The sequence below is a fragment of the Streptomyces griseus subsp. griseus genome, assembly GCF_003610995.1.
Taxonomy (GTDB): domain Bacteria; phylum Actinomycetota; class Actinomycetes; order Streptomycetales; family Streptomycetaceae; genus Streptomyces.
The window spans coordinates 4,108,077-4,131,735 of the sequence record NZ_CP032543.1; the positions used below are offsets into that span (position 1 = coordinate 4,108,077).

The 23,659-nt window shown below is 72.2% G+C and carries 30 protein-coding genes and 1 pseudogene; 22 read left to right on the forward strand and 9 right to left on the reverse strand.

The annotated features are described in order from the left end of the window. Window positions 1-23: 23 nt before the first annotated feature. The 3 genes and pseudogenes from D6270_RS18370 (at window position 24) to D6270_RS18380 (ending at window position 1,394) form a co-directional block, all read left to right on the forward strand. Entirely contained in the window at window positions 24-341 is a 318-nt protein-coding gene (locus D6270_RS18370; RefSeq protein WP_109164447.1) for a hypothetical protein, read from the forward strand. A 47-nt stretch (window positions 342-388) separates the two neighbouring features. Next, a complete protein-coding gene (locus D6270_RS18375; RefSeq protein WP_109164446.1) occupies window positions 389-859 on the forward strand; it encodes a nuclear transport factor 2 family protein in 471 nt (156 codons plus the stop codon). Window positions 860-1,101: 242 nt separating this feature from the next. After that, a pseudogene (locus D6270_RS18380) lies at window positions 1,102-1,394 on the forward strand (anti-sigma factor). A 57-nt stretch (window positions 1,395-1,451) separates the two neighbouring features. Here D6270_RS18380 and D6270_RS18385 read toward each other — a convergent pair. Further along, window positions 1,452-1,829 (reverse strand): MerR family transcriptional regulator, encoded by a 378-nt coding sequence (locus D6270_RS18385; protein WP_109164445.1) that lies wholly within the window; start codon window positions 1,827-1,829, stop codon window positions 1,452-1,454. Between the two features lie 121 nt (window positions 1,830-1,950). Between D6270_RS18385 and D6270_RS18390 the strand changes: the two genes are divergently transcribed. The 3 genes from D6270_RS18390 (at window position 1,951) to D6270_RS18400 (ending at window position 4,535) form a co-directional block, all read left to right on the forward strand. Further along, a complete protein-coding gene (locus D6270_RS18390; RefSeq protein WP_109164444.1) occupies window positions 1,951-3,081 on the forward strand; it encodes an alkene reductase in 1,131 nt (376 codons plus the stop codon). Between the two features lie 107 nt (window positions 3,082-3,188). Next, window positions 3,189-4,112: a phosphatidylinositol-specific phospholipase C gene (locus D6270_RS18395; RefSeq protein ID WP_109164443.1), complete on the forward strand. Its 924-nt coding sequence runs from the start codon at window positions 3,189-3,191 to the stop codon at window positions 4,110-4,112. 93 nt (window positions 4,113-4,205) lie between these two features. Next, window positions 4,206-4,535 (forward strand): hypothetical protein, encoded by a 330-nt coding sequence (locus D6270_RS18400; RefSeq protein ID WP_225976893.1) that lies wholly within the window; start codon window positions 4,206-4,208, stop codon window positions 4,533-4,535. Between the two features lie 171 nt (window positions 4,536-4,706). On the opposite strand, the gene D6270_RS18410 is transcribed toward D6270_RS18400, so the two are convergent. From D6270_RS18410 to D6270_RS18430, 5 genes are all read right to left on the reverse strand, one after another. After that, the gene (locus D6270_RS18410; protein WP_109164442.1) at window positions 4,707-6,158 is read right to left on the reverse strand and encodes a HAMP domain-containing sensor histidine kinase; all 1,452 of its coding nucleotides are present in this window, start codon (window positions 6,156-6,158) and stop codon (window positions 4,707-4,709) included. Further along, window positions 6,155-6,892 (reverse strand): response regulator transcription factor, encoded by a 738-nt coding sequence (locus D6270_RS18415; protein ID WP_109164441.1) that lies wholly within the window; start codon window positions 6,890-6,892, stop codon window positions 6,155-6,157. The genes D6270_RS18410 and D6270_RS18415 overlap by 4 nt, the downstream gene beginning before the upstream one ends. Window positions 6,893-6,948: 56 nt before the next feature. Then, complete coding sequence (locus D6270_RS18420; protein ID WP_109164440.1) at window positions 6,949-8,022, reverse strand: S1C family serine protease; 1,074 nt, start codon at window positions 8,020-8,022, stop codon at window positions 6,949-6,951. A gap of 107 nt (window positions 8,023-8,129) precedes the next feature. Beyond that, on the reverse strand, window positions 8,130-9,164 hold the full coding sequence (locus tag D6270_RS18425) for a LacI family DNA-binding transcriptional regulator (protein WP_109164439.1): 1,035 nt from the start codon (window positions 9,162-9,164) through the stop codon (window positions 8,130-8,132). 24 nt (window positions 9,165-9,188) lie between these two features. Next, window positions 9,189-9,995, reverse strand: a complete 807-nt coding sequence (locus D6270_RS18430) for a response regulator transcription factor (protein ID WP_109164438.1) — start codon at window positions 9,993-9,995, stop codon at window positions 9,189-9,191. Between the two features lie 276 nt (window positions 9,996-10,271). Here D6270_RS18430 and D6270_RS18435 point away from each other — a divergent pair, with 276 nt between their 5' ends. The 8 genes from D6270_RS18435 to D6270_RS18465 all read left to right on the forward strand — a co-directional run bounded on the left by D6270_RS18435 (window position 10,272) and on the right by D6270_RS18465 (window position 15,771). Beyond that, complete coding sequence (locus D6270_RS18435) at window positions 10,272-11,192, forward strand: alpha/beta hydrolase (RefSeq protein ID WP_225976894.1); 921 nt, start codon at window positions 10,272-10,274, stop codon at window positions 11,190-11,192. Between the two features lie 46 nt (window positions 11,193-11,238). Continuing rightward, a complete protein-coding gene (locus D6270_RS18440) occupies window positions 11,239-11,493 on the forward strand; it encodes a MoaD/ThiS family protein (RefSeq protein WP_109164437.1) in 255 nt (84 codons plus the stop codon). A 10-nt stretch (window positions 11,494-11,503) separates the two neighbouring features. Continuing rightward, window positions 11,504-12,922 carry a hypothetical protein gene (locus D6270_RS18445; protein ID WP_109164436.1) on the forward strand — a complete coding sequence of 473 codons (1,419 nt, stop codon included), beginning with the start codon at window positions 11,504-11,506 and terminating at the stop codon, window positions 12,920-12,922. Between the two features lie 134 nt (window positions 12,923-13,056). Further along, entirely contained in the window at window positions 13,057-13,746 is a 690-nt protein-coding gene (locus D6270_RS18450) for an LmeA family phospholipid-binding protein (protein WP_109164435.1), read from the forward strand. 210 nt (window positions 13,747-13,956) lie between these two features. Next, window positions 13,957-14,037: a putative leader peptide gene (locus D6270_RS34025; RefSeq protein WP_350240574.1), complete on the forward strand. Its 81-nt coding sequence runs from the start codon at window positions 13,957-13,959 to the stop codon at window positions 14,035-14,037. A 170-nt stretch (window positions 14,038-14,207) separates the two neighbouring features. Then, complete coding sequence (locus D6270_RS18455) at window positions 14,208-15,047, forward strand: sulfurtransferase (protein ID WP_109164434.1); 840 nt, start codon at window positions 14,208-14,210, stop codon at window positions 15,045-15,047. A 41-nt stretch (window positions 15,048-15,088) separates the two neighbouring features. Next, window positions 15,089-15,376 carry a DUF1416 domain-containing protein gene (locus tag D6270_RS18460; RefSeq protein ID WP_003968135.1) on the forward strand — a complete coding sequence of 96 codons (288 nt, stop codon included), beginning with the start codon at window positions 15,089-15,091 and terminating at the stop codon, window positions 15,374-15,376. Window positions 15,377-15,513: 137 nt separating this feature from the next. Continuing rightward, window positions 15,514-15,771: a DUF3099 domain-containing protein gene (locus D6270_RS18465; protein ID WP_109164433.1), complete on the forward strand. Its 258-nt coding sequence runs from the start codon at window positions 15,514-15,516 to the stop codon at window positions 15,769-15,771. A gap of 24 nt (window positions 15,772-15,795) precedes the next feature. Here the strand turns inward: D6270_RS18465 and D6270_RS18470 are convergent, their stop codons facing one another. Then, entirely contained in the window at window positions 15,796-16,158 is a 363-nt protein-coding gene (locus tag D6270_RS18470; protein ID WP_109164432.1) for a DsrE family protein, read from the reverse strand. A 72-nt stretch (window positions 16,159-16,230) separates the two neighbouring features. Between D6270_RS18470 and D6270_RS18475 the strand changes: the two genes are divergently transcribed. The 4 genes from D6270_RS18475 to D6270_RS18495 all read left to right on the forward strand — a co-directional run bounded on the left by D6270_RS18475 (window position 16,231) and on the right by D6270_RS18495 (window position 18,830). After that, a complete protein-coding gene (locus D6270_RS18475) occupies window positions 16,231-16,482 on the forward strand; it encodes a hypothetical protein (protein ID WP_318780026.1) in 252 nt (83 codons plus the stop codon). Window positions 16,483-16,771: 289 nt separating this feature from the next. Then, entirely contained in the window at window positions 16,772-17,344 is a 573-nt protein-coding gene (locus tag D6270_RS18485) for a heme-binding beta-barrel domain-containing protein (RefSeq protein WP_093691058.1), read from the forward strand. 57 nt (window positions 17,345-17,401) lie between these two features. Beyond that, window positions 17,402-17,854, forward strand: a complete 453-nt coding sequence (locus tag D6270_RS18490) for a Fur family transcriptional regulator (protein WP_109164430.1) — start codon at window positions 17,402-17,404, stop codon at window positions 17,852-17,854. 10 nt (window positions 17,855-17,864) lie between these two features. Beyond that, complete coding sequence (locus tag D6270_RS18495; protein WP_109164429.1) at window positions 17,865-18,830, forward strand: CAF17-like 4Fe-4S cluster assembly/insertion protein YgfZ; 966 nt, start codon at window positions 17,865-17,867, stop codon at window positions 18,828-18,830. Window positions 18,831-18,880: 50 nt separating this feature from the next. On the opposite strand, the gene dtd is transcribed toward D6270_RS18495, so the two are convergent. Continuing rightward, window positions 18,881-19,330 (reverse strand): D-aminoacyl-tRNA deacylase, encoded by a 450-nt coding sequence (dtd, locus tag D6270_RS18500; RefSeq protein WP_109164428.1) that lies wholly within the window; start codon window positions 19,328-19,330, stop codon window positions 18,881-18,883. A gap of 223 nt (window positions 19,331-19,553) precedes the next feature. Here dtd and D6270_RS18505 point away from each other — a divergent pair, with 223 nt between their 5' ends. The 4 genes from D6270_RS18505 (at window position 19,554) to D6270_RS18520 (ending at window position 23,248) form a co-directional block, all read left to right on the forward strand. Next, window positions 19,554-20,066 carry an RsiG family protein gene (locus D6270_RS18505; RefSeq protein ID WP_151414704.1) on the forward strand — a complete coding sequence of 171 codons (513 nt, stop codon included), beginning with the start codon at window positions 19,554-19,556 and terminating at the stop codon, window positions 20,064-20,066. Window positions 20,067-20,183: 117 nt separating this feature from the next. Then, window positions 20,184-21,158, forward strand: coding sequence for an asparaginase (locus tag D6270_RS18510; RefSeq protein WP_109164427.1), 975 nt, complete (start codon window positions 20,184-20,186; stop codon window positions 21,156-21,158). 24 nt (window positions 21,159-21,182) lie between these two features. After that, window positions 21,183-22,433, forward strand: a complete 1,251-nt coding sequence (locus D6270_RS18515; protein WP_109164426.1) for a GNAT family N-acetyltransferase — start codon at window positions 21,183-21,185, stop codon at window positions 22,431-22,433. Between the two features lie 101 nt (window positions 22,434-22,534). Next, window positions 22,535-23,248 carry a TetR/AcrR family transcriptional regulator gene (locus D6270_RS18520; protein ID WP_109164425.1) on the forward strand — a complete coding sequence of 238 codons (714 nt, stop codon included), beginning with the start codon at window positions 22,535-22,537 and terminating at the stop codon, window positions 23,246-23,248. 39 nt (window positions 23,249-23,287) lie between these two features. Here the strand turns inward: D6270_RS18520 and D6270_RS18525 are convergent, their stop codons facing one another. Continuing rightward, entirely contained in the window at window positions 23,288-23,653 is a 366-nt protein-coding gene (locus tag D6270_RS18525) for a hypothetical protein (protein ID WP_225976897.1), read from the reverse strand. Window positions 23,654-23,659 lie beyond the last annotated feature (6 nt).

Here is a 23,659-nt window from a genome sequence, read left to right on the forward strand (position 1 = left end):
TGCGACGACAGGACGTACCACCCATGCCTGCACTGGGGGCCGCCGAGCTGCGTCAGTATGCGGTGAGACGGCGTGAACGCACCATCGTCGTGACCGCGTTGGCGGTCTCGTCCGTCGTCGCCGTGCTGATGGCCCTCGGGTTCTGGGTGTTCTTCGTCCACGCCCTCTCCGATCCCGTCGGCCCCGGACACGGCCCGTCGTACGGCGTGTCGGAGGTGTTCGACATCGCGGAGGTACGGGGTGCTGTCGTGCCCCCGGGGTCGTACGGGACCCGTGGGGGCGTCAGGACGGCCGAGCAGCTCAACGGAATCCCGGATTGCGGCAACAGCGGCAGCCCGTGAGGAAAAACCCCTCGCCCTGGCAGCTGTTGAGCATCTAGAAAGGGGCGATGGCTGGTGAATCGATCGCTTCCCTGGACCGCCTGACCGCCGAACGAGCCTGCGAGCGCCTGATCGTTCGGTTCGTCCACGAGCTGGATCTCGGCGAACCCGGCCGGGTGGCCGAGCTGTTCACGGCCGACGGAGTCTGGGAGTGGCCCGAGGGCGACCGCAGGATCGAAGGCCGGGACGCGCTGCGCGGCTATTTCGGGGCCCGCCCCGCCGACCGGCTCTCGCGTCGCTTCTGTACGAACATCCTGGTCACCCTGGCCTCCGCGTCGACGGCGACGGCGACCACCTACTTCACGACGTACCGCGTCGACGGCCACTCCGGTGGGATGCTGCCGCCGAGGCCCCCGACGCAGGTGGGCCACTACGAGGACACCTTCCGCAACGTCGACGGCCGGTGGCTGCTCAGCAGGCGGGCCCTGTTCCTGGCCTTCGGCGGACCCACGGAAAACGTGACCATGTACAGGCAGTGATCCGTACCTGATCGCGCCCCGTACTCCCCCCGGTGAGAGATCCGGACGGGGGGCGCCCGGCAGACGAGAGCATGTCCGGGTGGGGCGGGGGACGTACATGGAATGCCGGCGCGCTGCGATTCCGGCACTGGTCGGCGGCCTGCTGCTGACGGCTGTGGTGGGCGGGGCGAGCACCCGGGCGCTGCGACTGCCGGGCGCCATCGACGTGCCCGGCGGGCTGACCGCCGCCCCTCAGGACCGTCATCCACGTCGAGGACGTGGAACCGCACGAAGTGGCCCCCGGCACCCTGCGCCGCAAGCTGCCCGCCACCGCCTACGCCCGGGGCTGGCTGATCGGCTTCGCCGCCGGTACGGAGTGGCCCGAGACCGATGAACACCCCACCGAAGAGCGGTACTTCGTCATCAGCGGTGAGGTGATCGACGGCGGTGAGCGGCATGGTCCGGAGTCGCACGTCGTGTTCGCGCCCGGGAGTGAGCACCGGCCGCGTACGGAGACGGGGCCCGGATGCCGGGCATCTCGATGCTGAGCGCCTGAAGCAGGTGAACACCTGAGCTTGAGGCTGCCGCTGCGGCAGCTCCTGCGAGGTGCCGGTCAGGCCGCCGTGGCCCGCCGCAGCGTCTTGCGGTGGGCCCGGTTCGTGGCCATGAGCACGTCCAAGGCGTCCCGGGTGCGGATCAGCTCCTCGATGTGGGCGGAGAGCCGTTCCCGCTCCTGCTCCATCCGCTCCATGGCGGCGTCGGACGTCGCCTCGCTCGGGGCGTCCACGCAGGGCAGCAGCTCCGTGATGGTGCGGCTGGACAGGCCCGCCGCGTAGAGCCGCTGGACGAAGCCGACCCGGTCGATGTCGGCCTCTTGGAAGTGGCGCTGTCCGCTGGGGGTGCGCGCACTGGTGAGCAGGCCCTGCTCCTCGTAGTAGCGCAGGGACCGGACGCTCACGCCGGCCGCCTTCGCGAGTTCCCCGATGCGCATGCCGTTCGTCCGTCCTTCTCGCCGTGGCCCTCTTCGGGCTTGCCTCTGACACTGATGTCAGGTTTTAGCGTAGCCGCAGTGTCCGGTTCGCGGGCGCCACGGAACGAGGAGGACGTTCGGTATGACCCTTGTCGACAGCCCTTTCGGGACCCACTCCGAGGCCCGGTCGGACGCCCGGTCCGACACCCTCTTCACCGGCTACCGGCTCGGTGGCCTCACTCTTCCCAACCGGGTCGTGATGGCCCCCATGACCCGCGTCCGGGCCGCCGCCGGCGGGCTCGCGACCCCCTCGATGGCGACGTACTACGCCCAGCGGGCGACCGCGGGGCTCATCGTGAGCGAAGGTGTGCAGCCGAGCCTGATCGGGCAGTCGAACCCGGGCACGCCGGGGCTGTACACCGAGGAGCAGGTCGCCTCGTGGCGGCCGGTCACCGCCGCTGTCCATGCGAACGGGGGCCGGATCTTCGCGCAGATCATGCACGGCGGGCGGGTCTCGCATCCCGACACGACCGGTCTCGTGCCGGTCGGGCCGTCCGCTGTACCGGCCGTCGGCGAGGTGTTCACGCCGACCGGTCCGCAGACCGCGCCGATGCCCCGCGCCCTGGACACCGCCGAGGTGCCCGAGCACGCCCGGTCGTACGCGGAGGCCGCCCGCCGGGCCGTCGACGCGGGCTTCGACGGGGTCGAACTCCACGGCGCCAACGGCTACTTGATCTCACAGTTCCTCTCCTCCAACGCCAACCTGCGGACCGACCGCTACGGGGGTTCGCTCGCCAACCGCGTACGGTTCGCGGTCGAGGCGGTGGAGGCGACCATCGATGCCGTGGGTGCGGCGCGGACCGGCATCCGGCTCTCGCCGGGCGGGACGTTCTGGGGCGTCGAGGAGAAGGACGTACCGGAGCTCTACGCCGTACTCCTGGGGGAGTTGGCGCGGTTGGAGCCCGCCTATGTGCACCTGGAGGCGACCGTCGGGGACGAGATCCTGGTGAACCTGCGCCGCGCGTGGCCCGGCGCCCTGATCATGAACCCGGTGCTGCCGATGGGGGACCGGCGCGCCGAGCGCCCGGACGCGGACCGGTGGCTGGGGCTGGGCGCGGACCTCATCAGCTTCGGGCGGGCCTTCATCGCCAACCCCGATCTGGTGGAACGGCTGCGCGCGGGGCTGCCGCTCGCCGCGGAGGACGCGGCGACGTACTTCCAGGGGGGTGACGCGGGGTACGTCACGTATCCGGCGTACCAGCACGTGGGGTGAGGCCGAGGGGGGCCAGGAGGAAGTCCGGCCCCCGGCCCTCTTCCGGCTGTGACGTGTGCGCGTCAGAATCCTAGGGCCTGCCCCCCACGGCCCTTGGAGGCGCCCCCATGTCCACCACCCCCGACTCCCCGGCGACGTCAGGTCTCCTGAGCACGCGCCGCGGCTTCCTGACCGGCGCCCTCGCCGTCTCCGCCACCGCGATCATCGGGGCCGCGCCCGCCGTCGCCGCGACACGCAAGGCCGTCCGGGGCACCCAGGACTGGATGGGCGGCCTGCCCGACTCCATCGAGCTGCGGCGTCTCACGATTCCGGGCACGCACGATTCGGGCGCCCGGTTCGGCGGGCCGTGGACGGAGTGCCAGAACACCACGATCGCCCAGCAGTTGCAGAGCGGCATCCGGTTCCTGGACGTACGGTGCCGGATCACCAGTGGGTCGTTCGCGATCCACCACGGGGCCGCGTTCCAGAACATGATGTTCGGCGATGTCCTCGTCGCCTGCCGGGACTTCCTGGCCTCACGGCCCAGCGAGACGGTGCTGATGCGGGTCAAGCAGGAGTACTCCTCCGAGAGCGACGCGGCGTTCCGGGCGGTCTTCGACGACTACCTCGACGGGCGGGGGTGGCGGTCGCTGTTCCGCCTGGACTCCACGCTCCCCTCGCTCGGCGGTGCCCGGGGCAAGGTCGTGCTGCTGGCCGACAACGGCGGGCTGCCCGGGGTGCGTTACGGCGATCAGGGTCTCTTCGACATCCAGGACGACTACATGGCGGAGCCGTTCGCCAAGTATCCGAAGATCGAGGCCCAGTTCCGCAAGGCGGCCCAGCAGCCCGGCAAGTTCTTCATGAACTACGTCTCCACCGCCGCCCTGATGCCGCCCCGCTGGAACGCCGACCGGCTCAACCCGCAGGTGCACTCGTTCCTGGAACGGTCCGAGACCGCCGGGTGGACGGGGCTCGGCATCGTCCCGATGGACTACCCGAACCAGCGGGGCGGGCTGGTGGAGTCGCTGATCCGGCACAACCCGGCGGGGTGAGGGGGCGGGCTTCCGGGGTGAGCCACATCCCGGAAGCTTCGCTTCTCTTTCGAATCATGCGGTGCTGGGTTCACTCTCAAAGGAGACAGAGCCATGCGCGGCACCGCGGAGGACCGCACGCTCCTGCCTGAGCACCGTGAGGAGACCGCCGGACTCCGGACCTTCCTCGACGGAGTTCCGGCTGCTGTCGAACCCGCTCTGTTCCGAGTGCCCGACGGTGCCACCCACAGCCTGCCTCCGGAGGTCTGCGAGGCGCTCATGGCGGTGGTGCGCGCCCTGCCGGACGGCAGGGCGGTGACCGTCGCGCCGGTGAACACGACGCTGACCACCCAAGAGGCCGCCGACCTGCGGTGCGGCGCTCGCAACGCCGCCGAGGGCTGGACGAGCTGGCCAGGAACGTCGCTGAGCGGATCGGGCCCCTGAAGGCCAAGGGGCTTGTCGCTGCCATGGCGGGAGCATTTCCGGAGAGCCTGGTGACGGGGTACGCCGCGCTCTTGTACGCCATGGCGAACGATCCCAAGGACCGGCACGTCCTGGCGGCGGCTGCCGGGGGCGCCCACACCGCCGCCGGGGATGCTCACCTCCCCGGCCCGCTCACATCTCCGGCGGCGGTGTGGGCGCCCCCGGCAGCCTGATCGTCGCGACCGTGCCGGGACCTTCGCCCTCCGGGGCCGGGCGCAAGGCGATCTCGCCGCCCGCCTGCTGGACCGTGCGGGCCACGATGGAGAGGCCGAGGCCCGAGCCGGGGAGCTGGCGGGCGGAGGGGGAGCGCCAGAAGCGTTCGAAGACGTGGGGGAGTTCCTCGGCGGGGATGCCGGGGCCCCGGTCGCGTACCGTCAGCTCGCCCCGGTGCAGGCGCACGTCGATCGTGGCGCGGGGCGGGCTGAACTTCACAGCGTTGTCCAGGACGTTGACGATCGCCCGCTCCAGGGCCGCCGGTTCGGCCCGCACGTACCAGGGGGCCAGGTCGTCGGTGATCGTCAGCTCCGGGCCGCGCAGGCGGGCGCGTTGCAGGGCGGTGCGGGTGATGTCGTGCAGGGCCACCACCTGGAGCGGGCCCGGCTGGGCGGCGTCGGGGCGGGCCAGCTCCTGGAGGTCCCCGATCAGTGCGGCCAGCTCCGTCATCTGGGCCTTGACCGAGGCCATCAGCGCCCTCCGGTCGTCCGGCGGGATCACCCGGCCCGTCTCGTCGCTGCGCGCCAGCAGCTCCACATTGGTCCGCAGCGAGGTGAGCGGGGTGCGCAGCTCATGGCCCGCGTCCGCGATCAGCTGGGCCTGGCGGTCGCGGGAGGAGGCGAGCTGCGCGGCCATGGAGTTGAAGGAGTGCGACAGGCGGGCGATCTCGTCCTCGCCGTCGACCGGGATGCGTACGGTCAGGTCCTCCGTGCGCGCCACGTGTTCCACCGCCTCCGTGAGCTCGTCCACCGGGCGCAGGCCCGACCTCGCCACCCAGAGCCCGGCCGCGCCCGCGCCGACCACACCGATGCCGCCGACCAGCGCGAGGACCCAGGCGAGCGTGGAGAGCGGTGCGTCGATCTCGCTCAGCGGGCGGGCCACCGAGACGGCCAGCTGGTTGTTCTGCCGGCCGGAGCTGACCACCGGCGGCAGCTTGCGGGTGTAGACCCGCATCTCCTTGCCGTCGTCGTTCTCCGTCGTGTGCAGGGCGTCGCCCTGCCGGCCCGCCGCCACGGCTACGTCACTGGGCTGGGCGGGGATGGGTGTGGTGTTCGGGGCCGTGCAGTAGCTGCCGTTCGCCGCCACGATCTGCACGGTGTACTGGCCCGGGAACTCCTGGGCGGGCAACTGCCCGCCGCTCAGGCACGACGTCAGCAGGTCGCCCATCGGCTCGTTGTCCATCTTCGCGTTGCGCAGCGAGTCGTCCAGCTGGTCCTCCAGCTGGGCCCGGGTCACGAACCAGCACGCGACCGCCACCGCCGCGACCGCCACCGCGACCGCGACCGCCACCAGGAGCGCGAGCCGGGAGCGCAGCGGCAGCGCGCGGAAGCGCCGTACCAGAGCCCTCCTCGGAGGTGCCGCCTCGCTCACGCCTCGCCGCTCCCGCCCGTACGGAGTGCGTAGCCCACCCCGCGTACGGTGTGGACCAGGCGCGGTTCGCCGCCCGCCTCGGTCTTGCGGCGCAGGTACATCACGTACACGTCCAGGGAGTTGGAGCTCGGCTCGAAGTCGAAGCCCCAGACCGCCTTGAGGATCTGCTCCCGGGTCAGCACCTGGCGCGGGTGCGCCAGGAACATCTCCAGGAGCGTGAACTCGGTTCGGGTCAGCTCCACCCGCCGCTCGCCCCGGGTGACCTCGCGGGTCGCCAGGTCCATCCGCAGGTCGGCGAAGGAGAGCACATCGTCGTCGGAGACGTCCGCGCCCGCCGCCGACGCCGCGTACGAGCTGCGGCGCAGCAGGGCCCGGATGCGGGCGAACAGCTCGTCCAGCTCGAACGGCTTCACCAGGTAGTCGTCCGCGCCCGCGTCGAGGCCGGTGACCCGGTCCCCGACGGTGTCGCGGGCGGTGAGCATGAGGATGGGCGTGGTGGAGCCGGTGGCGCGGATGCGGCGGGCGGCGGTGAGGCCGTCCATGCGGGGCATCTGGATGTCCAGGACGATGAGGTCGGGGGCGTACGCCTCGGCCATCGCCAGGGCGTCGTACCCGTCGACCGCGACCTGGGTGCCGTACCCCTCGAAGGCGAGGCTGCGCTGGAGCGCCTCCCGTACGGCGGGTTCGTCGTCGACGATCAGGATGCGCTGGGGATCGTCTTCGGCGGGGCTCATCGCGGTGTCGTCCTCTTCTCGTTCCGGCCGGTGGGGGCGGGCTCAGCCTCGCACGGTCAGGAGGTGTTCCCCGCGCGCAGGGCGTCCAGGTCGGCCTTGAGCGTGTTCACCGGGATCGCGAAGCCGAGGCCCACGCTGCCCGCCGACGAACCGCCGCCCGCCGCCGAGGAACTGGGCGCGTACATCGCGGAGTTGATGCCGATGATCTCACCGTCCATGTTGATCAGCGCGCCGCCGGAGTTGCCGGGGTTGAGCGAGGCGTCGGTCTGGAGCGCCTTGTACGTGGTCGTCTTCTCGCCCGTGTCGCCGTTGAACTGCTGCCCGCCGAACTCGAACGGCCACTGATCACTTCCGCCGCCCTGGCCCTGGCCCTGGCCCGAGCTGCCGGAGTCGTCCTTCGCCACCGTCACGTCCCGGTCCAGCGCGGAGATGATCCCGCTGGTGACCGTGCCGGTCAGCCCCTCCGGCGAGCCGATCGCCACGACCTGGTCGCCCACCTTGACCTGCGAGGAGTCGCCGAGCGCCGCCGTCTTCAGCCCGCTCGCGCCGCGCAGCTTGATGAGCGCGAGGTCCTTGTCGGGGTCGGTGCCCACGACGTCGGCGGTGTACGTCTTGCCGGTGGAGAGCGTGACCTGGATCTGCTGGGCGCCCGAGATGACGTGGTTGTTGGTGACGATCTCGCCGTCCTCGGTGATCACGACGCCGGACCCGGTGGACCTGCCCGCCGAGGAGGCCGCGCCGATCTCGACGATGGCCGGGGAGACCGCCTCCGCGACACCGGAGACCGTCCCCTTGCTGCTCTGCGAGACGGTGGTGCCCTGGACCGCGCCCTTGGCGCCGGTCGCCTGGGCGGAGCCGCCGTTCAGCTGGCCGACCAGGGTCGCCGTACCGCCGCCGATCACCGCCGCCGCGAGCGCGACCGCCGCCAGCAGCGCCACCGGCCGCTTGGCCCGGCGGTGGTTGGTGGGGGCGTACGGGGGCGGGGGCGGATAGCCACCCGCCGCGCCGTCGTACGCCGTGCTGCCGTCGTGCGCCGAGTCGCTGTACCCCGCGCTCCCGTAGGCGTACGAGGTCGGGTCCTGGTCCGTCGAGTGCGCGCCGCTCGGGCGAAGGTTCTCCGTCATGTCCATCAGGCTGGCCACCGAACATGAGAGCAGCCTGAGTACGTCCTGAGAAGCCCGGAAGAAGCGCGTATGCCCGCTGTAAAGACCCGGGCCGCCCCTACGTGGGCGGAGTCCTAGGCCGTCGGCTCCCCGCAGCCGCACGAGCGCCGGATCACCAGCGCCGAGGGGAACTGCTTCAGCCGCTCCCGCCGCGAGCCGACGACCCGGAGCGAGTCGTCGAGGACCAGGTCCACGGCGGCCCGCGCCATCGCCGGGCGGTCCGAGAAGACCGTGGTCAGCGGCGGATCGGTGAGCCCGGCCTCCTTCACGTCGTCGAAGCCCGCGACGGCCAGCTCACCCGGCACGTCGATGCGCAGCTCGCGCGCCGCCCGCAGCACCCCGATGGCCTGGTCGTCGGTGGCGCAGAAGATCGCCGGGGGCCGGTCCGGGCCGGCGAGCAGCCCGAGGGCCACCTGATAGGCGTCGTACCGGTTGTACGGGGCCTGGAACAGCCGGCCCTCCGTGGAGCGGCCGGACTCGTGCATCGCCCGGCGCCACCCCTCGACGTGGTCGGCGACCGGGTCACCGACCGACGGGGTCTCCTCCGTACCGCCGAGGCAGGCCACGTAGGCGTTGCCGTGCTCCAGCAGGTGGCGGGTGGCCAGCTGGGCGCCGCCGACGTCGTCCGTCACGACCGCGACGTCGTCGATCGCCTCGGGGCGCTCGTGCAGCAGCACCACCCGGGCGTCCCAGGCCTCTATCTCCGCCGCCGCCCGCTCGCTGGGGCCCTGGCTGACGAGGATCAGGCCGGAGACGCGCATGCCGAGGAAGGCCCGCAGATAGTGGACCTCGCGCTCGTCGCGGTAGTCGGAGTTGCCGACGAGCACCATTTTCCCGCGCTCGGCGGCGGCCTGTTCGACCGCGTGCGCCATCTCCGCGAAGAACGGCTGCCGGGCGTCCGGGACGATCATTCCTATGAGGTCGGTCCGCCGCGAGGCCATGGCCTGGGCGACCCGGTCGGGCCGGTACCCCAGCTGCTTGATCGCGGCGAGCACCCGCTCGCGCGTGGCCGGGGCGACCGGCCGGGGTCCGTTGTTGATGACGTAGCTGACGACCGCGGTCGACGTACCCGCCAGTCTCGCCACATCGTCCCGCGTCACCTTGGCCACGCGCGGCAGTCTACGCGGATGGACCTATCCCTTGGCAGCCCGGACCGGGGCTTCTTCCTCCGCCGTGGCCGAAGAGGGCTGCTCCGAACGGGTGACGGTGCCGTCGGCCTTCTGCCGTCCGGCGGCCCGCTCCTTCGCCTCCTCGGCGGCGCGCTCGACCTTCTCCGGTACGACGAAGCGGTAGCCGACGTTGCGGACGGTCCCGATCAGCGACTCGTGCTCGGGGCCGAGCTTGGCGCGCAACCGCCGGACGTGGACGTCGACCGTCCGCGTACCGCCGAAGTAGTCGTATCCCCAGACCTCCTGGAGGAGCTGGGCGCGGGTGAACACCCGGCCCGGGTGCTGGGCCAGGTATTTCAGCAGTTCGAATTCCTTGAAGGTCAGGTCCAGGACCCGGCCCTTGAGTTTCGCGCTGTACGTGGCCTCGTCGACGGAGAGATCGCCGTTGCGGATCTCCATCGGGGAGTCGTCGGAGGTGATCTGCTGCCGGCCGGTGGCCAGCCGCAGCCGGGCCTCGACCTCGGCGGGCCCCGCCGTGTCCAGCAGGACGTCGTCGATGCCCCAGTCGGCGGTGACGGCCGCGAGGCCGCCCTCGGTGACGACGAGGATCAGCGGACAGCCCGGTCCGGTGGACCGCAGCAGCTGACAGAGCGAGCGGACCTGCGGGAGGTCGCGGCGCCCGTCGATGAGGATCACATCGGCGCCCGGGGTGTCCACCAGGGCCGGGCCCTCGGCGGGGGCGACCCGCACGCTGTGCAGCAGGAGGCCGAGGGCGGGAAGCACCTCCGTCGACGGCTGGAGTGCGTTCGTCAACAGCAGCAGTGAACTCATCGCCGCCCACCTGCCTGGTTCGGTCGATCGTGTTGCACGGTTCGCTCGCCCATTACGTCGGTCCTCCTCGTTCCCTGCGAGAGGGGCACTCCCGGGTCGGACCCGGGGGAGTATGCGGCACTGCTTCGTACGTCATGCGTCATGCGGTTTTCACACCACGGTCCCGCGCCCTGGGACCGCTGAGCTTGTCGAAACGTCTCCGTAACAACGCCCGGGAAGCACAAAAGGACCCGGGGGCTGCATTGCCCGGATCCTCTTCGCAGCAGAATAGCCCACATGAGTTCCGCGTCCGAGGGTCGATTCCTGAGTTCTTCTGTTCCCTTGCTCACGCCGGTCCCGCGATCCGCCACGTTGCTGACCGATGACGGGGTCCCGGTCGAGGCGGTGTACGAGCCGTGTACGGCAGGTTCCGGCACACGATCCGGGGCGGGTCCGGCCCCGGTGGCCGACGTCCCCGCGATCGTGGTGGCGCACGGGTTCACGGGCTCGGCCGACCGCCCCGCCGTACGCCGGGCCGCACGGGTGTTCTCCCAGCGTGCGGCCGTGATCACGTTCTCGTTCCGGGGGCACGGACGGTCCGGTGGGCGCTCCACGGTGGGCGACCGCGAGGTGCTGGATCTGGCGGCCGCGGTGGTGTGGGCGCGCACCCTGGGGCACCGCCGGGTGGTTACGGTCGGGTTCTCCATGGGCGGCTCGGTGGTGCTCCGCCACGGCGCTCTGTATACGGAAGAAACCGAGGCACGGGATGCGTCCGTCCGTGTACCGGTGCGCGAAGGGCGCACGGAGGCGCACTCAGGGGCGCACTCGGACGCGGTGGTGGCGGTCAGCTCTCCCGCCCGCTGGTACTACCGGGGTACGGCCCCGATGCGCCGGCTGCACTGGGTGGTCACCCGGCCCTCGGGCCGCCTCGTCGGGCGGTACGGATTCCGTACCCGGATCGCCACCGAGGACTGGGACCCCGTACCGCTCTCCCCGGTCGCCGCCGTCCCGCTCATCGCCCCGGCCCCGCTGCTGCTCGTGCACGGCGACCGGGACCCGTACTTCCCGCTGGACCACCCGCGGATGCTGGCCGACGCGGCGGGGGAGGGCGGTGCGGAGCTGTGGCTGGAGCGGGGGATGGGGCACGCGGAGAACGCGGCGGACGATGCCCTGCTGGCCCGGATCGCCGACTGGGCGTCGGGCGCGCTGTCCGCGTGACCCATCATGGAGAGCTGACGCACGAACCGACCGAAGGAGTGGCGCCATGGCAGCGGGGACGATCCGCTACTGGGCTGCGGCCAAGGCCGCCGCGGGCACCGCGGAGGAGCCGTACGCGGCGGCGACCCTCGCCGAGGCGCTCGACGCGGTACGCCGACGGCACCCCGGTGAGCTGAGCCGCGTGCTCCAGCGGTGCTCGTTCCTCATCGACGGCAACCCCGTCGGTACCCGTGGGCATGAGACCGTACGCCTTGCCGAGGGCGGCACGGTCGAGGTGCTCCCGCCGTTCGCAGGAGGGTGAACCGCAGGCCATGAGCAGCAGCGATCAGCAGTACCCGTATCCGTACGACCCCCAGCCCCAGCAGCCGCAGCACTGGCCCGACGGGACGGCCGGGCAGTCGGCGCTGCCCCAGGAGCCGGGCGGCCACGACCAGGGCGGGACGCAGACGTGGCAGGCGCCGACCTGGGACACGCAGTACCAGCCGACGATCCAGCGGGACGGGCGCGAGGACCAGCACCGGGGGCATGCGCGGTCGGCGGACGCGTATGCGGCGGGGCAGCCGCAGCCGGATGTCTACGGGGCCGGGCGGTCCGACGCGTACGGGATCGGGCAGCCGCAGTCCGACGCTTACGGAGCCGGGCAGCCGGACCCGTACGGGACACCGCAGCCGCAGCACCAGGAGCCCCGGCACCAGCAGCCGCAGCACCAGCCTCCCCGGTACCAGGAGCCCCACCAGGCCCACCCCCAGCGCGCGCAGCAGCCGTACCAGCAGTCACAGCAGCCCCAGCCGTACCACCCCGCCGCCGAGACCGCCTACCTCCCCCCGCAGGGCGCCTCCGGCTCCCTTCCGCTGCCGCCCGAGGCCCCGGCCGCCGCCGCACCCGCGCCCGTACCCCCGGCAACGCAGCAGCCTCCGCAGCCAGGCCTCGACGACACCGGCTACAGCGCGCCCACCACCCTCGGCAACGCCCGGATCACCGACGCCCAGCGCGCCCGGGCCGAAGGGCGGTCGCCGATCATCGCGCCCGGGATGCAGCCCGCCGCGATCACCGCCGGGCTCGGCCTGCTCCTCGCGGGCGGCGCGGCCATCGGCTCGTACGCCCTGCTCGTCCCGCTCGTCCTGCTCCAGGCGCTGACGGCCGCGGGCTGGTTCCGGCTCAACGGCATGTGGCCGGCCCGCCAGGGCATCGCGCTCGCCTTCGCGGGCGGTCTCGTCGCCGATGTGGCCCTCCTCGCCGCGGGCCGGGAGCACGGGCCCGCGGCGCTCCTGGGCACCCTGGGCGTCTGGGTGCTGCTCACCGTGGTCCTCCAGCTCCGCAGCCACGCGGGCGCCGACGAGCGGATGTACGGACTGATGGCCACGGTCGTCTCGGCGGCCCTCGCCGTCCTGGCCGCCGGGCACCTCGCGGCGGCCGGGGACGCGGTGGCGGTCGGCGGGGTGGCGGTCGCGGCCGCCGTGCTCGCCCGTGCGCTGCCGCTGCCGGGTGCCGCCTCCGTCGTGGTGGCGCTGCTCGCGGGCGCGGGCGCCGGTGTCGCGGTGGGCGGCTTCACGGACTACGGCAGCCAGGGGGCGCTCCTCGGCCTCGCGGCGGGCGCCGCCGCCCTGATCGGGCTGCGGGTGGCGAGCTACGACTACCCGTCCCGCTTCGTCCACATGACGGCCGGGGTGGCGCTGCCGCTCACCGCAGCCGCACCGGCGGTCTATCTGATCGGCCGCGCACTCGTCTGACGCGCCTCATCCGGCCTTCACGGGCCTGACGGGTGCTCAACGCGGGTACACGCCCCCGGGAACCGATGAGGTGGTGCCACTCGTCGATCACCTGGGGGCATTGACCGTACGGCCGAGGTGGGGGAACGACACACATGCGCGCACTGCGAATACTGCTGGTCCTGCTGGTGGTGCTCGGCGGCCTCTTCGTCGCCGCCGACCGGCTGGCCCTCCACTTCGCCGAGTCGGAGGCCGAGGACCGGGTCAGCATCAGCGGTGGCAGCGGGGGGACGACCGACATCTCGATCAAGGGCTTCCCCTTTCTCACCCAGCTCGCCGCGTCGGAGTTCGACCGGGTCGACGTCACCCTCAAGGGCATGAAGACCGAGGCCGCGGGCCGCGCCATACGGGTCGGCGAGGTGCGGGCGCAGCTCCACGACGTGAGGCTCGGCTCCGGCTACACGACCGCCACCGCGGCGCGCGCCACCGGCACGGCCGTCGTCTCGTACGAGGACCTGACGGCGGCGGCGGAGGACGGCGTCACCGTGGCGTACGGCGGCGACGGCAAGGTGAAGGTCACCGGCACGGTCGAGATCCTCGGCCGCCAGATCTCCCGCAGCGTGCACTCCACCGTGACCCGGGTCGACGGCCACACGATCAAGGTGCGCGCGGACGAGGTGCCGGGCGAGGGCATCCCGGGGGTGGAGCAACTGGTGCGGACGAAGACGGACTTCGAGGGGGACATCGACGGTCTGCCGAAGGGCCTGGAGCTCCGGAAGGTCCAGGTGACGGAGAACGGCCTGGAGATCGCGCTGAGCGGCTCGGACGTATCGCTGACGGGGTGATCCCCGACGGGCTGAACCCGCCGCACTCTCCCGGCGATCCGGATAGTGAGACGCCGCTGTCCGGTCCGTAGATGCGCGGCGGCCCAAGGGTGCCGACGGACCGGCCGCACGGCGCGCCTCCCCGCTCCGCGTCTCGCATCATGGATGATCGCGTCTCACCATGCGACACGGCGGTGACATCTCCACCCGTACCTCCCTACGATCGGACGCATGAAGCGACAGGCGGATCTCACGAAGCGGCGGGCAGTAGACCTGTGCCGCGTCGCCGCCATGCTCTGTCGCACCTCCTGAGCGGGGCGTTCGTTCCGTCCCGCCGCCCCTCGGCCCTTCGACCACCGTCGGGGCCGGCCCCGTGCCCGTACGCGCCACGCTCCGTCCGTCCGCGTCGTACACCCGCACATCCGCACCACCACTCCGCATCTCGCACCACCCCGCCGCAGACTGCCCCGGAGGAGAACAACATGAGCCGCAGCGACGTCCTGGTAGACGCCGACTGGGTCGAGGCCCACATCGATGACCCGCAGGTCGCCATCGTCGAGGTCGACGAGGACACCTCGGCGTACGAGAAGAACCACATCAAGAACGCGATCCGGATCGACTGGACGAAGGACCTCCAGGACCCGGTCCGCCGTGACTTCGTGGACCAGGCCGGCTTCGAGAAGCTGCTCAGCGAGAAGGGCATCGGCAACGACACGCTGGTCGTCCTCTACGGCGGCAACAACAACTGGTTCGCGTCCTACGCCTACTGGTACTTCAAGCTGTACGGCCACGAGAACGTCAAGCTCCTCGACGGCGGCCGCAAGAAGTGGGAGCTGGACTCCCGCGACCTGACCGACGCCGTCCCGACGCGCCCGGCCACCCAGTACCAGGCCAAGCCGCAGGACGAGTCGATCCGCGCCTACCGCGACGACGTCGTGCAGGCCATCGGCAGCCAGAACCTGGTCGACGTGCGTTCGCCCGACGAGTTCAGCGGCAAGCTGCTCGCCCCGGCCCACCTCCCGCAGGAGCAGTCGCAGCGCCCCGGCCACGTGCCGAGCGCCCGCAACATCCCGTGGTCGAAGAACGCCAACGACGACGGCACCTTCAAGTCGGACGACGAGCTCAAGGCCCTCTACGAGGACGAGCAGGTCGACCTGTCGAAGGACACCATCGCCTACTGCCGCATCGGTGAGCGCTCCGCGCTCACCTGGTTCGTGCTGCACGAGCTGCTGGGCCAGGAGAACGTCAAGAACTACGACGGTTCCTGGACCGAGTACGGCTCCCTCGTCGGCGTGCCGATCGAGCTCGGCCCCGCCAAGTAATCCCGACCGACCGCACCACCCGACCAGAAGGACAGAACACCATGTGTGGAGCACAGGCCGGCGGCCCCGACGCTTCGACGATCAAGCCCGGTGAGACCACCATCCAGGGCAGCGTGACCCGCGACGGCGAGCCCGTCACCGGTTACGTGCGTCTGCTGGACTCGACCGGCGAGTTCACCGCCGAGGTCCCGACCTCGGCGACCGGGCAGTTCCGCTTCTACGCGGCCGAGGGCACCTGGACGCTCCGCGCCCTGGTCCCGGGCGGCAGCGCCGACCGCACGGTCGTCGCGCAGACCGGTGGACTCTCCGAGGTCGCGATCGCCGTCTGATCCACGGCATGGCCGTTTGGATGACGGCACGGAACGGCCGGAGGGCCGCACCCCAGGGGGTTGGACGCCACCTGACGCGGGGTGCGGCCCTTCGCGCCGTACTGTGCCGGCTCCCCGAACGGTTCTACGCTGGATCCATGTACGCCCGACGCCGGCGGAACTACTTCCTCCTGATGGGCGGATGCGTCGCCCTCTACGTCTCCGCCTGGGCCTTCGTGCGCCTGTGGTCGATGCCCGCGGCCATCGTGATGTGCCTGGTAGCGATGGTGATCCCGCCCGTCGCCGCCGTGGTCGCCAACCGGCGGGGGCCGGAGGACCGGTGGTGGGACGACCCCTCCGGCGACCCGAAGTCCGACGAGTGGTGGGACGAGCTGGACGGCAGAAAGCGCCGCTGAGCCGTCGGAAGCGCCCCCGAGCCGTCAGTAGACGAGCGCCTGCGTGCCGTCCGCCATGGCCTCCTGGACGAAGACCTGAGCCCCCGCGATCCGTACGCCCTCCAGCACGTCCTTCTCCGTGATCTCGCGCCGGGCCGCGCACTGCGTGCAGAGGGTGACCCGGCCGCCCGCCAGGATCGAGTCGAGCAGCTCCGGCAGCGGCGCGGCATGCGGCAGCTCGAACCCGGCGGCCCGTCCCGGCAGCGCGAACCACGCCGACTCCCCGGTCAGCCAGAGCGAGACCTCTACCCCACTGGCCACGGCCACCGCCGCCACGGTGAAGGCCTGCGAGCAGCGCTCGGCGGCTTCGGGCCCGGCGGTCACCTTGATCACAAGCTTCTTCGACATAGGCCGAACTGTAATCCTCCGGAGGGCGACCTCCCCCCTGACCTGCGAGTCATCTGTGGGCGCGGGGTGACGATGCGCTGGCCGCTGGCCGGGGCGGAGGAGGTCGCGTTCGACGCGACCTGGAAGTCCGCGCGGGCGGTGGAGGGGTTCTCGTCGTACGCCCTGACCGAGAAGGCGCCCCAAGGCGACGCCCACACACGGCTGGCGTACAGCATGGCCGGTGACACGCTGGCCCTGATCGTCCACGAGCGGCCGGGCAGGGCGGAGTCGGCACGGATCCCGTTCCAGCAGACCGTGATCCTGCAGAACCAGCTCCTCGGCTGAGACCGGGTCCGGGACGGGTGGGCCGGGCGGTGGTCACGCCGTTCGGCCCCCACCTGGACGAGAAGGCCGGGTCTCCACCCATTAGGCTGGACCCGGCCCTGTACTGCCGCCATACCGCACATTCCGAGGAGCCCCCGTGCTTGAGGCATTCTTCTCCGCCCTGCTCATCCTGGTCTGCGTCGGCGTGCTCGCCTTCACGGCCGTCGCCGTGAAGAAGCTGTACCAGGGCCAGCGCTGACCCTCGCCGTACCCGATCGTTCCGCCCCCTCACAGATCGTCTGAGCCGCTCATGATCGAGATTCCGTCCGACCTCAACCCGGACCTCGTCCCGCTGGCCTTCCTCATCGGCAAGTGGGCGGGCGCGGGCGTGTCCGACTTCCCCGGCGCCGAGAAGTGCAACTTCGGCCAGGAGGTCACGTTCAGCCACGACGGCCGTGACTTCCTGGAGTACGTCTCCCACACCTGGGTCCTGGACGCCGACGGCAACCAGGTCCGCCCGCTGGAGTCGGAGTCCGGCTACTGGCGCATCGACAAGGACCGCAAGGTCGAGGTCGTCATGGTCCGCGACCAGGGCGTCGTCGAGATCTGGTACGGCGAGCTGGCCGACCAGAAGCCGCAGATCGACCTGGTCACCGACGCCGTGGCCCGCACCGCGGCCTCCGGCCCGTACACCGGTGGGAAGCGCCTGTACGGGTATGTGAAGAGCGACCTGATGTGGGTCGGCGAGAAGGCGACCCCCGAGGTGGAGCTGCGCCCGTACATGTCGGCGCACCTGAAGAAGGTCGTCACCCCCGAAGAGGTCGCCGAGATGGCGCGGAACCTCGAGGACATGCCCGACGACGGCATCGCGTTCTTCAAGTAGAGGGTCCCTCCGGAAGAGTCCTGCCGGTCGGTGCCCGCCCCGCCCTACACTGGGCCTGTGGTGAGCACCGACTGGAAGACCGATCTACGGCAGCGCGGATACCGGCTGACGCCCCAGCGCCAGCTCGTCCTGGAGGCCGTCGACACCCTGGAGCACGCGACTCCGGACGACATCCTGTGCGAGGTCCGCAAGACCGCGTCCGGGGTGAACATCTCCACGGTGTACCGGACCCTGGAGCTCCTGGAGGAGCTCGGGCTGGTGAGCCACGCGCACCTCGGGCACGGCGCCCCGACGTACCACCTCGCCGACCGGCACCACCACATCCATCTGGTCTGCCGGGACTGCAAGGACGTCATCGAGGCGGACCTCTCCGTCGTCGCCGAGTTCACCGAGAAGCTCCGCGCCGACTTCGGCTTCGAGACCGATATGAAGCACTTCGCGATCTTCGGCCGCTGCGCGTCCTGCACGGCCGCGAGGGACGGCGCGGGGACCGGCGGGCCCAAGTCGTAGGCTGGGCGGTATGAAGAGCCCCCTGCTGTCCCTGCCCGGCGCCGTCGCCGCCGAGGGCCGCGACGAAGGAGTCGCCGGACACTACGGCGACCTGTTCCGCGAGCAACGCGCCCTCGCCGACGGCAACGGCCTCGTCGACCTCTCCCACCGCGGTGTCGTCACCGTCAGCGGTGACGACCGGCTGAGCTGGCTGCACCTGCTGCTCACCCAGCACGTCAGCGACCTCGCCCCGCACCAGGCCACCGAGGCCCTGATCCTCTCCGCCAACGGGCACATCGAACACGCCATGTACCTCGTCGACGACGGGACGACGGTGTGGATGCACGTGGAGCCCGGCACCCAGGGCGATCTCATCGCCTACCTGGAGTCGATGAAGTTCTTCTACCGGGTCGAGGTCGCCGACCGGACCGAGGACATCGCCGTCGTGCACCTCCCGGCCGGTTCCATCGCGCAGGTCCCGGAGGGCGTGGCCGTACGGGAGACCGCGCAGGGCCGGGACGTGTTCCTGCCGCGCGCCGACCTGGAGGCGTACGCCGCCGCCAACGGCCCGGCCGTCGGGATCCTGGCGTACGAGGCGCTGCGCGTCGAGGCGCACCGGCCGCGCGTCGGCTTCGAGACCGACCACCGCACCATCCCGCACGAGCTGGGCTGGATCGGCACCGCCGTCCACCTCCAGAAGGGGTGCTACCGGGGTCAGGAGACCGTCGCCCGCGTCCACAACCTGGGGAAGCCGCCGCGCCGGCTGGTCTTCCTGCACCTGGACGGCAGCGAGGTGCACCTGCCCGGCCACGGGACGCCCGTACGGCTGGCCGCCGACGGCGAGGAGGGCCGGCAGCTCGGCTTCATCACCACCTCGGCCCGCCACCACGAGCTGGGCCCGATCGCCCTGGCCCTGGTCAAGCGGAACGTGGCGGTGGACGCCGAGCTGATCGCCGGCGACACGGCGGCGGCCCAGGAGACGGTCGTGGAGCCGTAGCCACCGGAGCCGTGGGCCTCGCACCTCGACGAGCCCGGAGCCGTACGGCCTCACACCTCGATGATCACCGTGAACGGGCCGTGGTTCGTGAGCGAGACCCGCATGTCCGCTCCGAACCGGCCCGTCGCCACCTCCGCGCCCAGCGCCCTCAACTGGGCCACCACCTCGTCCACCAGCGGTTCGGCCACCTCGCCGGGTGCCGCGGCGTTCCAGGTGGGGCGGCGGCCCTTGCGGGCGTCCCCGTAGAGAGTGAACTGCGAAATCACCAGGAGAGGGGCATTCACATCCGAACAGGACTTCTCGCCCTCCAGGATGCGGACGGACCAGAGCTTGCGGGCCAGTTGGGCCGCCTTCTCCGGGGTGTCCCCGTGAGTGACTCCGACCAGCACACACAGGCCTTCGCCGATGATCTCGCCGACCACACCGCTCGCGGCCGTCCCGCCGTCCGTCCCGGCCACCGAGACGGTGGCGCCGTCCACTCGCTGTACCACTGCACGCATACAGACCAACCTATCTTGGGCTGAACGGGTACAGAGTGTGGGCGGGGACACCTTGCAGGGTGGCACGATGCACGATGGCGGTGTGCCGACGCACCGGTCGAGGGGACGGAACAGCATGAGTACCTATGGAGCCGGACAATCTCCCGGGCCGGGAGCTGGCGGCAGCGCCCGTACCAGCACCCTGCACCCACCCGTACGGCCTCTGCTGCCCGGGCTCGCGTCCGTGCCGGAGCAGGGCGGCGGCGAGGCCGGGTGCGGCGGGCTGCGGCTGCCGGAGCTGCGGACGCTGCGCCGGGACGCGCAGCGGGACGAGGCCGACCTCAGTTACGTACGCCGGCTGGTCCAGGGCCGGATCGACATCCTCCGCGCCGAGCTGGCCCGCCGGCGGGACCCGCAGGCGCCGGTGCCCGAGACCCCGGTGGTGGACCGGCTCTCGGAGATCCTGGCCGACGCCCCGTCCCGGCACCGCACCTCCGCCCGGCACGTCACGCTGACGACGCCGCGCGGTGACGAGTTCCGGCAGCTCGCCGCCGAGAACCTGGCCGAGGTGGAGCTCTCCGACCTGGCCGCCCGGACGGACGAGGAGCTGCACGACGCGATGGGCCGGCTGGTCCGCTACGAGCAGCAGGTCTCCCGCCGCCGCCATGAGCTCCAGCGCACGACGGACGATTGCAGCGCGGAGATCGCCCGCAGGTACCGTGACGGGGAAGCCCAAGTGGACGACCTGCTCGCCTGAAGCGACCCTTCCGGACGGCGGGTCCCGCACCCCGCCCGTCCGGCCGATCCTTCCGGGCGGCGGGTCTCCGCACACCCGTCTGTACCGACCCGTACCGACCGTCTCCGGAAGGCCACCATGACGTCCACCGACGCCTCTGCCGCGATAGCCCCCGCCCCGCCCGTGCTGGCCGAGGTCGTGCGGTCCGGGTTCACCGAGGGCCACCACCGCGGGGCGCTGGTCCTGCTCGCCGCCGACGGGAGCGTGGAGTACGCGCTCGGCGACCCCGCCGCCCCGGTCTTCCCCCGGTCCTCCAACAAGCCGATGCAGGCCGCCGCGATCCTCCGGGCGGGCCTTGAGCTGTCCGGGGAGCGGCTGGCGCTGGCCGCCGCGAGCCACTCCGGGGAGCCCTTCCACCTCGAACTCGTACGGAAGATGCTCGCCGAGCACGGGCTGTCCACCGACGACCTCCAGACCCCGCCCGACCTGCCGCTGGACCCGGTCGCCGCCGAGGCCTACCTCGCGGCCGGGCACGTACGCGAGCGGATCACCATGAACTGCTCCGGCAAGCACGCCGCCATGCTCGCCGTCTGCGTCCGCAACGGCTGGGACACCGCGAGCTACCTCGACCCCGCCCACCCGCTCCAGCTCCTCGTCGGCCAGGTCGTGGCCGAGGCGGCGGGCGAGCCGGTCGCCTCGCTCGGCACCGACGGCTGCGGCGCCCCGCTGATGGCGATCGGGCTGACCGGTCTGGCCCGCGCCTTCCGGTCCTTCGTCCTGGCCGAGCCGGGCAGCGCCGAGCGCCGGGTCGCGGACGCCATGCGCGCCCACCCGGAGTACGTGGCGGGGACCCGGCGCCCGGACACCTGGCTGATGAGCGAGGTCCCCGGGACGCTCTCCAAGATGGGCGCCGAGGCCGTGCAGGCGGTGGCGCTGGCCGACGGGCGGGCCCTCGCCTTCAAGATCGACGACGGGGCGACCCGGGCCCTCGGCCCGGTCCTGGCCCGCGCCCTGGAGCTGCTCGGCGTGGACTCCCCCGTGGTAGCCCGGATCGGGCGTTCGCCGTTGCTCGGCGGGGCGGTCGAGGTCGGGGAAATTCGCGCGACATTCTGAGGCGGGGCTGCTTAGCGTGGGGGGATGAGCCTCGATCTCCGTGCCCCCACCGCGTCGCACTACCCGGACTGGCTGCGGTCGCTGCGGAACGGTTTCCTGACGGCCGGTGCACCGAGCGAGGAGGATGTCGCCGAGCGGCTGGCCGACACCGATCTCTCCCGTCTCCAGGGCGCGTTCGACGCGGGGCGGTGCGTGGCGACGTTCCGCTCGTTCGCCCAGCGGCTGACCGTGGTGGGCGGTGCCACCGTGGCGGCCGACGCGATCAGCGGGGTGACGGTGGCGCCGACGCACCGCCGTCGCGGGCTGCTCAGCCGGATGATGGCCACGGATCTGGCGGCGGCCAGGGAGCGCGGCGAGGTGGTCGCCACGCTGATCGCCGCCGAGTATCCGATCTACGGGAGGTTCGGCTTCGGCCCCGCCACCTGGGCCGCCGAGTGGGAGGTCTCCGTCCACCGCGCCGGCCTCGACCCGCGCCGGTCGGGGCAGCCGGCGGACGGCGGCCGGATCGAGATGGTGGACGGCGCCGACGTCCGTAAGTACGGCCCCGAGCTGCACACCCGGCTGGCGGCGCTGCGCCCCGGCGTCGTCAGCCGCAGCGAGCGCTGGTGGAGGCTGCGGACGGGGGCGGCGCCCTCTCCGGCCCACGAGCAGTGGACCGAACCGTTCTACGTCATCCACCGCGACGCGGACGGTGAGGTCGACGGCCTGATGGTCTACGGCACCGACGACAAGTGGGGCGACGCCAAGCAGCCCCTGAACACCGCGACCGTACGGGACCTGATCGCCCTCACCCCGGCGGCCGAGCGGGCGCTGTGGCACTTCCTCTGCTCGGTCGACTGGATCACCACCGTCCGCTCCGGCTACCGCGCCCCCGACGACCTGCTGCCCCAGCTGCTCCCCGACCCCCGGGCCGCCAGGACGGTCACGCACGCGGACTGGCTCTGGCTGCGGCTGCTGGATGTGGAGCGCGCGCTGGAGGCTCGTGGTTACGAGCGTGCGGCGTCGCTCGTCCTGGACGTCCGGGACGGCGGGGGAGTGGCCGAGGGGCGCTTCCTGCTGGACGTCTCGCCCGAGGGCGCCCGCTGCACACCGACCACCCGGAGCGCCGATCTGGCCTTGGGCGCCGGGGAGTTGGCGTCCCTCTACCTCGGCGACGAGTCGGTGCGCCGTCTGGTGGACCTGGGGCGGGCGGAGGAGCTGCGGACCGGGGCGGCGGGGACGGCGGACGCCATCTTCCGTACGGGGCGGCGGCCTTGGTGCCCGGACATCTTCTGACCCGCCCCGGCGGCCGTCCCTGACGTGTCCTGCCGGGGCGGCCGGCCCGTGCTGTCGTGCTCGCGACACCAAGTCCGGCCCAGGTCAAGGGCGTACGCTTCATGGTCATGAGCGGAGAGAGGTCCGGCGACGGGAACGGAAGCGGAAGCGTCGCCGGAGTGGTGGGGCGGGAGCGTGCGGATCAGGTGGTCCCGCCCCGGGTCAGTCTGCGGGAGCGGAAGAGGCAGCTGACGTACCGGGCGATCTCCGATGCCGCGATCGCCATGTTCCTGGAGCGGGGCTTCGACAAGGTCTCCGTGGCGGAGGTGGCGGCCGCGGCGGACATCTCCAAGCCGACGCTCTTCCGGTACTTCCCCGCCAAGGAGGACCTGGCGCTGCTCCGGTTCGCCGACCACGAGGACGAGGCGGCCCGGGTGGTCGGCGGCCGGGCCCCCGGCGAGACCCCGCTGGGCGCGCTGCGCCGGCACTTCCTGGCCGGCCTGGACCGCCGCGACCCGGTGACCGGTCTCTGCGACCATCCCCAAGTGCTGGCGTTCCACCGCCTGTTGTACGGCACCCCGGCGCTGGTGGCCCGCCTGTACGCGTACCAGGGCCGCTTCGAGACCGCCCTCGCCCGCACCCTCGGCAGCGGGGTGACCGCACGGCTGGCGGCCGGACAGATCATCGCCGTCCTGCGGATCCTGGCCGAGGAGAACTGGCGCCGGATCGACGCGGGGGAGAGCGCGGACGCGGTGTACGCGGGCGCGGTGCAGTCCGCCGAGGAGGCGTTCGTGCAGCTGCGGAGGGGGCTGGAGCGGGAGGGGCGGGGGGTCTAGGTGCGCGCGTTGCCGTAGGTACGTGCGTTACGGGGCCGCTCACCCGGTCCGTGCCTCGGTCGGGTTCAGCGTGCTGGCCGGCTTCCGGCGCACCACCACGGACGCCACGGCGAAGGCCGCGACGAGGAGCGCCGCGCCGACGGTGCACGCCAGCCGGTGGCCGCCGGTGAGCGCCTCGGCGGACGGGGGGCCGGCGGCGGTGAGCGCTTCGGTCCGTCCGGCGGCCAGGGTGGACAGGACGGCGAGGCCGAGCGATACGGCCCCGATGACCAGAGCGGCCGGCAGGGCCAGGGCGAGCGCGCCGAGGCCCAGCGTGTGCGCGGAGGTCCAGCCGTACGTCTCCACCTCGACGACGGTGCAAATCCCGAGCATCGGACCGGCGGTGACCAGCAGGGCGCCCGCCACGTCCGC